The sequence below is a fragment of the Streptomyces sp. PL-25 genome (assembly GCF_058344915.1).
This window is the reverse complement of sequence record NZ_CP136997.1, coordinates 6,323,652-6,338,328: the sequence shown is the minus strand read 5'-3', so window position 1 is coordinate 6,338,328 and position 14,677 is coordinate 6,323,652. Positions and strand designations below refer to the sequence as shown.

At 64.2% G+C, this 14,677-nt stretch carries 6 protein-coding genes and 1 pseudogene; 2 read left to right on the top strand and 5 right to left on the bottom strand.

From position 1 onward, the window contains the following. Positions 1-381 precede the first annotated feature (381 nt). Positions 382-732: a hypothetical protein gene (locus R4Z62_RS28155; protein ID WP_491521258.1), complete on the bottom strand. Its 351-nt coding sequence runs from the start codon at positions 730-732 to the stop codon at positions 382-384. 271 nt (positions 733-1,003) lie between these two features. Between R4Z62_RS28155 and R4Z62_RS28150 the strand changes: the two are divergent. Beyond that, positions 1,004-1,420 (top strand): annotated as a pseudogene (locus tag R4Z62_RS28150) (tyrosine-type recombinase/integrase); the annotation flags it as partial. An 89-nt stretch (positions 1,421-1,509) separates the two neighbouring features. Here R4Z62_RS28150 and R4Z62_RS28145 read toward each other — a convergent pair. After that, positions 1,510-1,995, bottom strand: a complete 486-nt coding sequence (locus R4Z62_RS28145; RefSeq protein ID WP_355477292.1) for a DUF4265 domain-containing protein — start codon at positions 1,993-1,995, stop codon at positions 1,510-1,512. A gap of 155 nt (positions 1,996-2,150) precedes the next feature. After that, positions 2,151-8,873 carry a polymorphic toxin-type HINT domain-containing protein gene (locus R4Z62_RS28140; protein ID WP_491521257.1) on the bottom strand — a complete coding sequence of 2,241 codons (6,723 nt, stop codon included), beginning with the start codon at positions 8,871-8,873 and terminating at the stop codon, positions 2,151-2,153. A gap of 279 nt (positions 8,874-9,152) precedes the next feature. On the opposite strand from R4Z62_RS28140, the gene R4Z62_RS28135 reads away from it, so the two are divergent. Then, on the top strand, positions 9,153-13,619 hold the full coding sequence (locus R4Z62_RS28135; protein ID WP_491521256.1) for an FG-GAP-like repeat-containing protein: 4,467 nt from the start codon (positions 9,153-9,155) through the stop codon (positions 13,617-13,619). A gap of 112 nt (positions 13,620-13,731) precedes the next feature. On the opposite strand, the gene R4Z62_RS28130 is transcribed toward R4Z62_RS28135, so the two are convergent. Next, on the bottom strand, positions 13,732-14,235 hold the full coding sequence (locus R4Z62_RS28130) for a helix-turn-helix transcriptional regulator (protein WP_355477287.1): 504 nt from the start codon (positions 14,233-14,235) through the stop codon (positions 13,732-13,734). A 28-nt stretch (positions 14,236-14,263) separates the two neighbouring features. Further along, positions 14,264-14,674: a VOC family protein gene (locus R4Z62_RS28125; protein ID WP_491521255.1), complete on the bottom strand. Its 411-nt coding sequence runs from the start codon at positions 14,672-14,674 to the stop codon at positions 14,264-14,266. Positions 14,675-14,677: the final 3 nt, after the last annotated feature.

Here is a 14,677-nt window from a genome sequence, read left to right as displayed (position 1 = left end):
GGTTTCGGGTTTCGCTGGTGTCCGTGGTTGTGCGGGGGAATCCGTCGGTGTTGCCATCGCTACTGCCGTCAGAGGGTCCTGGCCGCGCGGTCGCGCTATACCCGAAGCGGTGCTGGCCCAGGGGGCTTTACTGCCACGCTCCGGGCTCGGCGCGGAGGAGGGTGCGGGTGGTCTGTTCGTACAGCTCGTGGCCGGTGGCGGCGCAATGGCCTGCGATCCAGCGGGTCAGAGGTGACACCGCAGTTGTGGTCATCGCCGGTGACGCACTCCGCCGTGACGGTCGGCAGAGCCATGGCGTCCGGAACGGTGGTCACGTGGTACTCGCGGAATCGAAAGAGGCCACGGGCAGTCCTGCGGGCCGGTGCGCCGGTGTTCGTGGCGTCAGGCATCTTCGCTCGCTTCCTCATCCTCCTGCGGGCCCGGGAGGCGTTGTCCGCGTGAGTCGGCGGCCCGGAGTGCGTCGGAGAGGGCTTCGGTCAACCGGCGGGCCAGCCAGCGGTATTCGGTCGCCGTCAGGATCTTCGCGCCGGGGGCTGTGGTGTCTCGGGCGTACTCCAGCAGTTCCTTGCCCATGCCGAGTTGCACCGACTCCATGTTGTCGGCGAGGGCGGCGAGGTAGCCGCGGACGTCGGTGCTGAGGTAGCAGGGTTTCCCCTCGGCGGTGGCCCACGGCAGCAGGCGCGGCCCCTGCATAGCGGGTCCCTCTGGCCATGGCGTCGCGTGCTCAGCCATCGTGTTGCCCTCTCCTCGACTCGATCCGGGGTTGTTGATCAGCGTCTCGCTGGCGTGGACCTTGCGGAGGAGCCAGCGTGTCTGCCTTGATGTCTGCCAAGCTGGTGGGGTGCGCGAGACGGTCGGGGAACTGGTGAGGCGGGCGCGTCTGGCGCGTGGTTGGAGTCAGCGGCGGCTCGCCGAGTCGCTGGCTGAGGCTGCTCCTGGGCGCGTTCCGCCGACGCGAAATGACGTGTCCCGTTGGGAGTCGGGACGCGGTCTCCGCGGGAGCTCCCTCGAACAGCACCGCGAACGGCAGCGTCAGGAACGCGAAGCGGCGGGAAGCCGCTGGAAAGCGAGCGGCTACGTCTTCACCCGGCCCGACGGCTCCCCGATCGAGGGAGCTACCCTCACCAGGCACTTCAACACCCTGCTCCGCCGCGCACAGCTACGCCGCATCCGTTTCCACGATCTCCGGCACTCGGCGGCGACCCTCCTCCTGGAGCAGGGCGTCGAACTCGTCGCGATCAAAGAGCTGTTGGGGCACGCCCACATCGGCGTCACCGCCACCGTGTACGCCCACGTCCGGCTCCGCCTCCAACGCGACGCCATCAACCTCCTCGGCCACGCCCTCCGCAACCCCAGCGAGACCACCAGCAAGCCCAACGACGGCCACAAGCCACCCTCCTGCGCAACCCCCGTCCGCTGACGTTGCCGTCAACTACTGCTGTCAGACACCGCTACGGCCCCACCGGGAACATTCGGTGGGGCCGAAATAACTTTGTATACAAGTAGAATCTACGCCTCACCTGACGAGAACGAAACACTGTCAGCCCATTCCCAAAAAGCCCGAGACGCAGCCTCTTCTCGTTCGAGGAGGCCGATAAGACTAGCAACGTCGAAGCCAATCGGAACGTCGATTGCAGCGTGCCTATCACCACTCCACTCGCTCAACAGGCCGAGCCGCGAAATCTCAATATCAAACTCCCTCGCTACGCTTGAAGCGCTCGGTGTTTCCAACAGGAAAACCCGCAGGGCTCTCCGCCCTGACTTGCGGACCACGTGGGCGACCGTGGTGCCGTCCGGGGAAAGAGTAACGATATCTCCGAGGGAAATACCGTAAACCCGGAAAGGGATGCAGCATAGCTCAAGTGAACCGTCTTCAAGCTTCTTGAGCCAAAGCTGTTCTACCTCTCCCTCCAATCCGAACGGCGCGAGATCGGCCCGTGCGATGTAGTCGCTGTCGCCCCGGCGAACTGGGCTCTCATGGACAATGAACTTCATGTGACGCTCCAGGTCGAATCCGGATGGAAGGTGGCTACAGTCCCACGCAGTCTAGGCGGTCGGGCGACGCGACCACGCGCCCCCGCCCAGCGAGATGGCCCGCGACGGCCGATCTTCCTCCCAGTCGTCGCGGGCCATCTCTCACCTACACACCCCTAGGGCGGTGTCATTCTCGAAGGCCACCACGGCGGCGGCCAGGAACCAGTGTAATTGGGTGGAGGGTTCAATGGAGCCAATCGATCCCTCTTCGAGCTATTGCAGAATGTGCAAGCCGGCGTGGTATTCGCATCGGTGAGGTCACCGCCACCGATCCTAGGCTCGACGTGGTCAATCGCCGTGGCTGGATTCGTCCGGCAATACGAGCACAACGGGGCGGTCGTCCCAGGAGCCGCATTCTTACCGACATCGTAATCCTTGAGGAGGTTTGGCGGAATCCTCTTCCCGGCACCAGCGCCACCACTCGAACCAGCTGGGATATCGTAAATCGGCTCACCATTCACGCCACAACCAATCGGAGAATTGGTGTTGTGAACTAGAACAGGCGTGCTGCCAGCGAGTACATAGTACGTGTGAAGATTCGCGACCGTCAGGTTGTACATGTCCGCTGCGCCCTTGACGTGGCGGACTGCAGCGACCTTGACATGCCGGGCGTCGACGGTGTTGAGGTTGTCCCCCACCGCGAGGTCGGCAGTGTCGACCCACTTCTTCTTGGTGTCGTCCCAGAAGGGGTGGTGGGCCGTGGTGTGCAGGGTCGACTTCCGCCCCAGGGGATCCTGGACGGTCAGGTCCACAAGATCGGCGTCGTGGTGTACGTGTTTGGCCGTGACCGTGCGGGCGGCTTCGTGTCTCCCCGTCTCCGGGTCAGCCGCCTCGACCTCGTCCCCGGCCTTGACATCAGAGATCTTCTTGGCCCTGCCGTTCTTCAGCAGAACAGGTGTGTCGGGTTTGAAGCTGTTGCGCCCGGTGATGCAACTGAGGGATCCCTGCGTCTTGCCCCCTCCAAGGAAACCCCTGAACATCTTCAGTGCGCCATTCGCGTCGACCAGTTGGGACAGCGCTTCGCGATAATTTCCCTGCCGGGCTGAATTGTACGCCAGGATGGTATTGGTGAGTGGAGTCAGCTCCGGGTTGACAATCGCTACGGCCCCCACCACGTCGGTCCATTTGGTGTGGGCGGGGCTGCCGTATTCCCAGTTGCATCCGACGCACGCACTACGGTACCAGCGCTTGCCGTTCTTGCTTTCGTCGTAGCTCTGCCAGATCCACCCGCTCCTGGTCTTCTGCCAGGACTCGTGATAATCCTTCTCTTCATGACTCGGCGAATTATCAGGCTCGCATCTGCTGGTATTTCCCCCGCAGATACCTTCGGGCCGTGTTCCAGCCGGGTCACTGAGGCTGACCGGATTGTTGTCGCCGTAGGTGTAGCCGTTGATCTGTTGTGGGTCGTTGAGGTCCATAAGTGGGTCGACGCTGATGAAACGTCCCGTTGACGGGTCGTATTCGCGTGCGCCCAAGTGGACCAGGCCTGTATCCGCATCATTGGTACCGCCGACGAATCCCTTGTCGCCCGCCCATTTGGGTGGCTGGGTGCCTCGGGGGCCGCCGAAAATGTTTGTCTTGCGGTGCGTGACCTCTTGCGCAGCGTCGGCGGTGACTTCGGTGGTGGCGGTGCCGTGCTGATCCGAGAGGAGGAAGAAGAGCTTGCCTCCGGTACGCACGGCGAGGGCACCGCCGGCAGTGTAATAGCGGGTTCCGGTGACGGTCCCGGACTCGTCCCTGTGAAGTTCGTTGCCGTTGGGCAGGTACAGAGTGGTGCCGGTGGAGTCCCGCCGGACGAGACGCTGGCCGTCGGCGTCGTAGAGGTATCCGCTGCTCGCGGTTCCCTGAGCAACGTTCTTCAGATGTCCTTCGTCGTCCCAGGAAAACCTCTGGACCGTGCCGGAGCCGGCGCTGCGCGTCTCGAGGTTCCCTGCGGAGTCATAGGTGAAGGTCTCGTCGTGTGCGTCGGTCCCGGACTGCGAGACGGCGGGCAGGTCATGGGTGCCCGACCGCGGGGCCGTGTATGTGCGGATCGTGTCGTTCGCCGGCCCGGAGGGAGTCTGATGCTGCGTCTCCGTCCTGCGGTTGCCCACCGCGTCGTAGGTGTAACTGGTCCAGTAGGCGTCAGGGCCGCCGACGACAGCATTCGACGGAGCTGACGCGCACACGGTGCCGGTACCGGTCCAGGCGTCGGTGATGCGCCCCAGCAGATCGAGGGTGAAGCACTGGGTGTCGGTCGTGCGCGCTGCGTCCTGACCGTATGCGGTCGCGACAGCGGTGACGAGGCCTGCGGGGTTGTAGGTGTACTGCGCGTCGTCGATCCGCTGGGGCGCGACCTCGCGGTCATTGTAGGTATGGACCAGTTGGCCGGTGTGTTCGTCGAACTCGTTGCTGGTGAACAGCCGTTGACCGAAGGCCCCCAGTTGTTGCCGGGTGTTGCGGCCATAGTGGTCGTAGGTCATACCCGACACGAGCGGATCGGATCCCGCACCGACGGTGGACAGCAGGCCGGAGACGGACAGGTAGGAGTTGGCGACCTTTTCGGGCGGAAGACCGCCGATGCCTGGTTGCTGCGTCCAGAGCACCTGACCGGTGTTGGGGTTGTAGGAGGTCGTCCACTTGTAGACGCCCGCCAGTGGGCCCTCGGTGTCAGGAACGGTGATCTGGGAGCCGATCGGCTCGTAGAGAGCGTTGTACGACGTGACCGCCGACTCGTATGCTCCGCCGTCGACCCATCGAGTCGACGTCGCCGGTTGCCCCTTGCCGTTCGAAGCCGTGTCGTATGTCCACGAGGCGAGCTTCGTGGTGTCTTTCCTCAGTGCGGTCTTGCGGCCGAGTGCGTCGTAGTCGGTGTGCAGGGTGATCCCCCTGCCGACATCCGTGGTGTCGGTGGCTCGATCGCCCTTGTCGTAGACGGTGGTCGTGGTGCCCTTGTCCGGGTCCTTCGTTTCCGTCCGACGGCCACGGACGTCATAGACGTAACTCCACTGCGCACCCGAGGGGTCAGTGACGAGGTCCAGGAGACCCCGCTTGTCGTAGCGGTAGGTCGTCGACTGTGATGCCGTTCGTTCGGCATTGGTGTACTGCCTGAGCTCGACCGTACGGCCGCGGGCATCGACGACCGTGGTGGTCGGGGTTCCGCCTCGGGGAGGAATCACGGTCGTGGTGTCGCCGCCGTACACGGTGACCGACCGCTTCGTCTCGTCGCCGAACCTCTTGGAGATGACAGCGGTGGCACGGCCGGCACCGTCGTACTCGGTGTCTGTCGAAGCCGGATAGTTCAGCTCTTGTCCCGTGACGGGAACCGCTTCCGGAGATCCGTCGGCGAAATAGGTACCGGAAGTCCGCCAAACAAGGCCACGCGAGTCGTAGAGAGTCTCCGTCACGAGGCGCCCGGCACCGTCCGGGGACCGTGCCTGGGTCTGCAGGGGTCGCATGAGACCGTCGGCGAACGAGTAGGAGGTGTCGAACCTGCTGTCGTGCGTCAGGACCTTGGTCGTGGTGACGATCGGAGCGTCATTTCGTACGAGGTAGTCGAATGCGTAATTCGGCGAGTCCGGGGAGGTCGCCGCCGACCGAGTGGGGAGCCAGACCTTGGTGGTACGGCCCAGCGGGTCGTACGCCGTCGTGGTGATCCTGCCGTTGGCATCCTCCACCTGGACGGGCTGCCCGCGAAGCGGATCAAGCGTGGTCGTGGTGGTGTGGCCGAGCGGATTGGTGGCGGTGGAACTGGTCGGCGCCTCGCCGGTGGCGGGGAGATACGTCGTCGTACTCGTCTTGCCGTACGCGTCGCTTGCGGCGAGAGCGCGGCCGTACTGGTCGTAGCAGAGCTGGTTCTTGTTCGGCCCGCACGAGCCCGGGACGCTGGAGGTGACCTCGTAGTCACTTCCTGTGCCGTTGACCCGCTCGGTCCGGGTGATGTCGCCAATGGTCGGAACGGCTCCGAACGACTTGCCGTCGTAGGAGGTACGGACATCGTCGACGACGTCAGCCGGTCGGCTCACGGCTGCGCCACAAGGCACTGCGACCTTCTCCACCCGTGCGACGAGGTCAAGTAGATGCTCGTCCGCGTTACGGGCGTAAGTGGTAGTGGTGCACGTCTCGTCACCTGCCTTGGAGGTGTCCCCTGTCTCGAAGACTGATGCCACCAGGCCGTACGAGTCGAAAGTCCGGTCGGTCTCCGTGACCCGCGTCTTGCCGCCCGATATCGTGGTGCGGGTCTCCTCCTTGCCGATATCCACCATGTAGGCGTTGAGGTCTGGCAGGCCAGGGCGGACCCGGGTCGCCGTAACACCGGATCGCCATGGTGTGTAGGACGTGGAGGTGACCGTCTGAGACGTGTTGTCGCCGTTGTACGTGGACTGTTCTCGGAGCTGACCGGCGAACTGCTCACGATCGGTGACGTTGGCACCGGTGGAGTCGGCGACCTCCTTGCCGTCCAGTCCTCGGAAGTAGCGCTTCTCACTCAACAGAAGCGGGTCGGATCCGGCTCCGGAGCGTATCTGCACTCGCCCGTAGCCACGGGCCGTGGAGTAAGTCCGGTCCTCGGCCTTGGTGAATTCGTCCGTACTCTTGGACCAGGCAGCACCGTCGAGGTAACTGTAGGTAGTGATTTTGTCTGGGGTGCTGGCGACGTTATCGCCTTCCAGAACGCGCGTCACCACATAGGAGTTGAACCAATCCTTCTTGGCCGTTTCGCCCTCGAAGGCCCATTTGATGGGATAGCAGCGAGTCGCGTTGGCACTGTCCTCCGGAGGCAGGGTCGAAGCGGTGCAGTCGGACTTGCTGTAGTAGACGGCGATCGTGCCGCCTGTCTCGGTGGTGATCTGTGAGAGACGCAGACGGACGAACGGCGCGAGGCCGTCGCCCAGCGCGTCCACCCGGTTGGCCAACTGCTCACCGCTGAAGGTGACGGGCGGCAGTGCGGCCGTGCCGCCGGTCTTGCCGACGTGGGTGATGGACTGCAACCACATGGGGGTGGAGATTCCGTCGCCAGCTGCGGGAAAGCCCTGCGCCAGCTGCCAGACGTCTACGTCTTCGTATGCTCCCCCCGTCAATACCCTGGTGGTGATCGTGGAAAGGCGCTTGCGGGTCCAAAAACTTGGAGCGTTCTGGCCCTTGCACTCCGTGGCATCGGGCTTGCAGTAAAGATCGAATGGCACGTCGGGCCAGTTACCGGCGTTCTTCTCGTCAAAGGTGCTGCAGGCAGTGAGGCACCTCTCGCTCACCCCGAAGTCCACCCGCCCCATGGCCTTAGCCGTGTACACGGTGCCGGAGCGCAACCCATAGTCGATGTGATTCAGGTAGGCAGCCCGGTCGTAAGGGGTCACAGTACTCTTACCGGTGGACTGTGACCAGTTCCGGCCGTAACTGTTTGACTCTTTGTTCCAGTAGAAAGCCATCGCGTTGCCATGGGTGTCGACCACGTAGTCGAGCTGCCAACGCCATGCTTGCTGGCACCAGGCATCCGAGAAGGCCGGCTTGTAGCAAGGCTCGCCGGACTGGTTACCGAACACGGGCATGGTGAGGGTGGAATCGGTGACCGGGTCATCCTCTGCCGAGCCGTGATCACTCCATCCCGGCAGATGGTTCAGGCCGAAGAAATACTGAGTTCCGTCCTGGGTCGTGATCTTCCAATGCTCACCAACCCCGTCGACGCCGTCGACACCCTTGTCGCCGTTGACCGCTCCCGTGAGCTTCTCGACCTTCTCGCCCGAGTCGGTCGCCGGGTGCCAGCCCTTGCCTTTTTCCCAGACCAGGTCGGTGTACGTACCGTTCAGGGAGAGGATGGCATTGTCGTTGTACCAGCAGAGGTCCCCGACCTTGCTCGTGTTGGTCCCGCCTGTCTGATCGTCGTTGCACACCTTGTACCGACGCTCGATATAGCCAGGCTCCCATGACCAACCGTCACCGACCCAAGACGGTTGGTTGTTGCTCGCCGCGGTGCGCCCGTCGACGGACTGCGAGCTGTAACTCAAAGCGACGGGCGGCTTCTGCCCACCCGGCACATCGGGAACTTCTATGGGGTAGGACCAGGTGAACGCCCCGGTCGAACCGCCGGCGCTCCAATTCCCTGAAGCCGTCAAGGGAGTCGCCCGGTAGTTACCGGTCGTTCCTTCCACGCCGGCGGTAGCCGCCAGCACCGTCGGGACGGCAGCCGCCTCATCCTGGCCCTTGACCCGCGCCGACGACGTCGGGGCGATCTGCGCCGTCAGACGGCCGGTCCTCGGGTCGTTCGTCGTCCGCAGAGGTGTGCCGATCCGGCACTTGCTCAGCTGCGGCGTGCTCCATGCGCAGGCAGGCATGCGGACCAGTCGCAGCCGCGCGGCCCAGTCACCGCCGTAGGCGTTGCGAAGGGCGGAGTAGTCGACCTCCACTCGCAACTTCCTCTGACGGGACGAGTCGACATCTCGCTCAAGGGTCATCAGCAGCCCGTCGATGCCTGCCTGACGTGCCGTCTCCCGATCCGCGAGCGCCACCTTCAGTTTGCCGGGTGCTTTCAGGGCAGCCGAACCGCGCCCGCCGGACAGCTCGCCGAAATACAGCGGCAGTGTGCCCGCGCGCCGAACCCCGCCGTCGCTCAGTTCGACCTCGGCCGCACCCTTCGAGGGCCAGGCAACCTGCGGGGGCTGACGCCACGCGTGCTCTGCCGCGGCATCGGGCCGCTTGCTTCCCCCCGCTCTCACCGGCTGCACCGGCACAGCCCTGGGCTGTTTCAGCTGCGGCAGCGAGATCCCCCGCTCGTTCCCGGTAACAGCAACCGAATCGGCCGGAACCATGCCCGCCATCACCACGGCAGCCAGCGAAACTGCCCATGCACGCACGCCGAAGCGTCTCACGCGCCCCTCCCCAGTGATCCGCAAGATCAACCTTTGGAAGGTAACAGGACTGTGCCTCTACAGGGCAGCATTTAGTCGCCAATTTCTTGGTCAGACCGAACAGCTTGCCCTAATTTCACTCCAAAGCATGCTCATTAACTGCATGATGACGCACACACCACAAAAAGAGTCGATTTGCGCTTTTTCGGCTGAACCATACTGGAAAAGTGTCACGAAGTGAGCGAATTTCCGGCTCCGCAGATATAGTTCCGGGCGACTTGTCGAGTCGAAAGGATTGACATGCGAAAGATGAGGCCCGGACAGGGATGTCCGGGAAGCGAGAAATCCGACTGGCAGGCGGTGAAGGGGCGATTCTTTTCCGCCATTGTCTGCTTCTCGCTTGCCGCTGCGATTGCCACCCCCTGGGCAGTTTCGCTCCCGACACCCGCCGCCGCCGCGCCGGCGGAGGCAGACCCGGTCGGCGACGGTTCGATGAGCGAGGAGGAGTACGCGCTCGAGCAGGCTGTCGTCACCGGTCACCCCTACGAACTGGTTTCGGCGCGCACCGAGACCACGGACACCTGGGCCCTGCCCGACCGAAGCTGGTCCGTGAAGCGGTACAGCACCCCGGTCCGGCTCCTGCGCAACGGCGCGTGGGTGCCCACGGATCCCACACTGGCCTTCGCCGCCGACGGAAGTGTTGCTCCCCAGGCGTCCACCGTCGACGTGAGGTTCTCCGGTGGCGGCAGCGGTCCGCTCCTCACCGGGGTCAGGGACGGCCGGACGCTTTCTCTGACCTGGACGACGGCACTGCCCAAGCCGACACTCGACGGCAACGTAGCCACTTACAGCGAAGTGCTGCCGGGCGTCGATCTCCAGCTCAAGGCGGAGGTGGAAGGGTTCTCACAGCTTCTTGTCGTCAAGAACGCCCAGGCGGCCACTAATCCAGCACTCGCGTCGCTGAAGTACAAGCTGGACACCGTGGGCCTGGACATATCGACCGATCCTGAAACGGGAAGTGTCACTGCGGTGAATCCCGCAGGACAGACGATTTTCACCAGCCCCTCACCGCTCATGTGGGACTCCTCGACCATCTCTTCCGCTTCCACTTCCGCTGCCCGTGCGACCGCCGCAAAATCGGAGGTTGGTTCACCGGACGAGGGCTTCGACCCTCCGCCCGGCACACAGGAAGCCCAGATGTCTACCACGGTTTCGGGAGACACGCTGGAGATCAGGCCGGACGAGGGCCTGCTGACCGGCGGCGACACCACCTACCCCGTATTCATCGATCCATCCTGGGCCTGGGGTGAGAAGCAGAATTGGACACGCGTCTACAAGCACTACCCGAACACCTCCTTCTGGAACACCAAAGATCCCGTGCGAGTCGGCTACGAGGCACAGTCGGGGGGCTCCGACCGCGTCTCCGAGTCCTTCCTCCAACTGGACACCAGCGAGACCAAGCACACGCAGGTGAAGAATTCGGTCCTGCGAATCCGCAACATTTGGTCCTGGTCATGCAAGGCGCGCCCCGTGGAACTATGGCTCACCTCCGCCATAAACAACAAGACGACATGGAACCATCGACCCCAAAAAAAGGCTAAAGTATACACGGTCAATGAGTCCAAGGGCTGGGGAAAGGATTGCGCGGCCGGAAATCTAGAGTTCGACACCACTGCTCAGATCCGGGACGCAGCCTCGAAAGGCCAGTCGAATATCACCTTCGGACTTTACGCATCGGACGAGACCGACACATTCGGTTGGAAGAAGTTCGATCCGAAGACCGCAGTTTTGGAAACCATATACAACAATATACCGAAGCCCCCGACCGAAATGGGCACGAACCCCCGCACAGACTGCAAGGCCGGTGGGCTGATCGGCAACGCGCGGGTCAGCCTCTACGCGAGGATCGACGACAAGGACGCCGGGAACCTCACCGCCGAGTTCCAAATTCTCAAGGCAGGCTCCGACACACCGTCCGCCAGTACGTCCCTGCCTGCTGCAAACGGGAAGATCGCCACCTGGCTGGTCCCGGATGCCTCGCTGACGAGCGGCGACTGGACCTGGAGAGTACGGGCAAAGGACCAGGACGGCGCGCCCTCTCCCTGGTCCCCGACATGCAAGTTCGCCGTGGACCGTACACGGCCGAGCAAGCCCCCGGTGATCAACTCGGCGGACGGCAAGTTCCCCTCCGGTGAGAACGGTTGGCCCACCGCAACCGGGAAAGCACGCGACACAGGTACCTTCTCGTTCTCGGCAAACGGCGTGACCGACGTCAGCCACTACGTCTGGTGGACCGACTACGACCCCAGCCTCCACGAAGCCCAGTCAGACGTCGCCGCCACCGTACGTCCGCCCGGCTACGGGCCTCACTTCGTCTACGCCTACAGCGTCGACCGGGCCGGAAACCGATCCGACACCGCGACATACCTGTATTACGCCGGCCGCTCCCAGGAGCGCGACGGGCCGACTGATCTCAACGGCGATGCCAACAGCGACATCTGGAGCACGGACTCGAACGGCACACTGCTCACCTACGCAGGTCAGGGCAACGGCACCTTCGCCACGGCCACGAACGGTGGCAGGCCTTTCGAAGGCTCAAGTATCGGTTCGCGTGGTGACTGGGGCCAAGACGGCTACAACGATCTGATCGCCCTGGAGTACAACAGCGCCGAGAAGAAGAAACTGCTGCGGATCTATCCCAACGACGGCAGCGGCGTCATCAGCGACGAATCCACCGAGCTCGCGGTGTCGTGTCCTACGGTTGACGAGGATCTGGGTTGCGTCGGCGATGACAAATGGACCGGAGACGATCACTGGTACAACGCCGAACAGGTCATCACGCCGGGCGACATCAATGGCGACAACGCTCCGGACCTTCTCGTCAAGCAAGGAAAGTACCTTTGGGCCTATTACGGCTCACAGTCTGCCAACCTGCTGGACCTCTACGGTGCGCCCGTACTCGTCGGCGGAGCCGACTGGAACAAATTCACCGTGATCGCACCGGGTGATCTCAACGGTGACAACATGGCCGACCTATGGTTGCGCGAGGACGCCACAGGTGACATCTGGAGGTCGTACGGCAACAAGGGCAGCAACGGGCGTCTCGACCCGACGACGTGGGGCGACACCGCCGCTCGGGTCAAGATCGCTTCTGGCTACCCTGCCTCCAGCTATCCCGTCATCGGCTCCGTCGGTGACGTCACCGGCGATGGACTGCCGGATCTATGGGCACGTAAGAACGACAACACCATGCTCGGCTGGTACGGCACAGTTCCCGGAGCCGACAACAAGTCGATCGGAGCCTCCTTCGTCATCGACGGCATCACTGGTGGAGCGCGTATCCCGACGGGCACCACTCTCACCGCAGATCAGTCACTGACCGCTCGATCCAACAGGCTCACCATGCAGGGCGACGGCAATCTCACCGTCACTTCCCACGCCGGCAAGGTGATCTGGCAGACCAACACCGCGGGCAATCCTGGCGCAACGGCTCTGATGCAGAGCGACGGAAATCTCACGGTGATCAGCAGTTCGGGCAGCAGGCTCTGGAGCAGCAACTTGGTCCGGTCGGCCGCCGATGGCCCAGGCATCGTCACCCCCGAACTCACCGACAACGGCTACGCCGTCCTCCAGGACCGCGGAAACCTCGTGCTCTACAACGCCAAGGGCCAGTCCGTCTGGGCCGCTGGAACGGAGACCAGACATGATTACAACAATGACGGGCGCAGCGACATCGGTGTCTGGTACGACTACGCCGACGGGCACTCGGCCACTCACACGTTCCTGACGAACACAGACGGGACGTTCCAGAAGCCCTTCATCTCGTACCAGTCTGTTGCCGGGAACTGGCCCAAGCAGAGCACCAAGACATTCACGGGTGACTTCAACGGGGACGGAATCGGTGATGTGGCAGTACTCCGGTCCTACGACAGCAACCACACCATCCGGCTGTTCACCGCGTTGGGGAAGGCCGACGGAACTCTCGGCACACCTTCTCCGTCCTGGACGTCACAGCCTAACAACTGGTCGTTGCAGCATATGACCCTGCAAGCCGGAGACTTCAACGGCGACGGCCGCGACGATCTCATGGCCTGGTACGACTACGCCGACGGCCACGACACACTCTTCACCTTCACCACCGATGTCCGCGGAGGCTTCAACGTTCCCTTTCCCTCCCTCAACCTGCTCGCTGGGGTATGGGAGACCTCCCGCAGCAAATTCGTCACCGGTGACTTCGACGGTGACGGCCGCGACGACCTCGGGGCCCTGTACGGGTACGCCGACGGCTCCCTCAAGATGCACACCCTGCGCACCACCCCGACCGGCGGATTCACCGCAAGCGTCGTCTCATGGGGCAGCACGATCGCCCGTTGGGGCGACTGGCACCGTACCTATGTCCATCCGGGCGACTTCAACGGTGACGGCATCGACGACGTCACTGCTTGGTACGACTACGCGGACGGCCACGATGCTCTGCACACTCTGATCAGTACCGGTACACGAGGAGGCGAGTTCGCCACTCCGACTCAGGGGTGGGAATCAGCGGCCGGCAACTGGTCCTACTCCCAGATGAAGATCGTCGCCGGCGACTACGACGGCGACGGCCGCGACGACCTCGGCGCCGTCTACGGGTACGCCGACGGCTCCGTCCGCATGTTCACCTGGACCGCGACCGCCCCTGGTGGCTTCAACCCCGCCGTACCCGGCTGGAGCACCGCAACCGGGTGGACCTTCAGCGACTTCACGCTGATCCGTCCCTACAGCTGAGCGAGGGCCGAGTCCGTTCCGCAGCAGGGCGCCGCCCCGGTCGGTGTGACCGAAGAGTCGCTGGGGCGGCGCCCGACGGACCGGGATTCGTGGTCCGTTTGCGCCACGGTTCTCATGCGGAGGGCCCGCTGCCCGGCGTCTCGCGGTTGCGGAGTGGGCGCGTGACCTGTTTGGCGACGCAGGCCGGCATGCCCTCCACGGTGAGGGCGGGACGCGGTCCGGTGGGTGCGGGGTCGGCCGGTGGGTGGGCCGCGAGGCGGCGGAAGGCGCCGGGCGGCATGCCGACCAGTTCGGTGAAGCGGGTGGTGAAGGTGCCCAGCGAGGCGCAGCCGACGGTGAAGCACACCTCGGTGACGCTGAGTTCGCCGCGGCGCAGCAGGGCCGCCGCGCGCTCGATGCGGCGCGTCATCAGGTACGCGTACGGCGACTCGCCGTAGGCCGCCCGGAACTGCCGGCTGAGGTGTCCGGCCGAGATGTTCTCCCCACGGGCGAGCGCCTCCACGTTCAGCGGCTGCGCGTACTCGCGGTCGATCCGGTCGCGGATGCGGCGCAGCCGGGCGAGGTCGGTCAGGCGTTGCGCCTCGACGCGGGCGTCGCGCCAGTCGGGCCGGCACATGGGCAACTCCCCTTTCCCGTGGGATGGTTCAGCGCAGTTCCTGGATGCGGACCAGGTTGCCCGCGGGGTCGCGGAAGGCGCAGTCGCGGATGCCGTACGGCTGCTCGGTCGGCTCCTGGACGACCTCGGTGTCACCGGCCTGCACCCTCTCGAAGGTACCGTCGAGGTCGGGGGTGGCCAGCAGGATCCAGCCGTAGGTGCCCTTGGCCATCATCTCGGCGATGGTGCGCCGTTCGTCCTCGGTGACGCCGGGGTCGGCGGCGGGCGGTGCCAGGAGAAGGGACGTACCCGGCTGACCGGCCGGGCCGACCGTGATCCAGCGCATCCGGCCCTGCCCGACATCGCTGCGCACCTCGAAGCCGAGGACGTCGCGGTAGAAGGCGAGCGACGCGTCCGGGTCGTCGTGCGGCAGAACGGTCGTGTGAATGATGATGTCCATGAC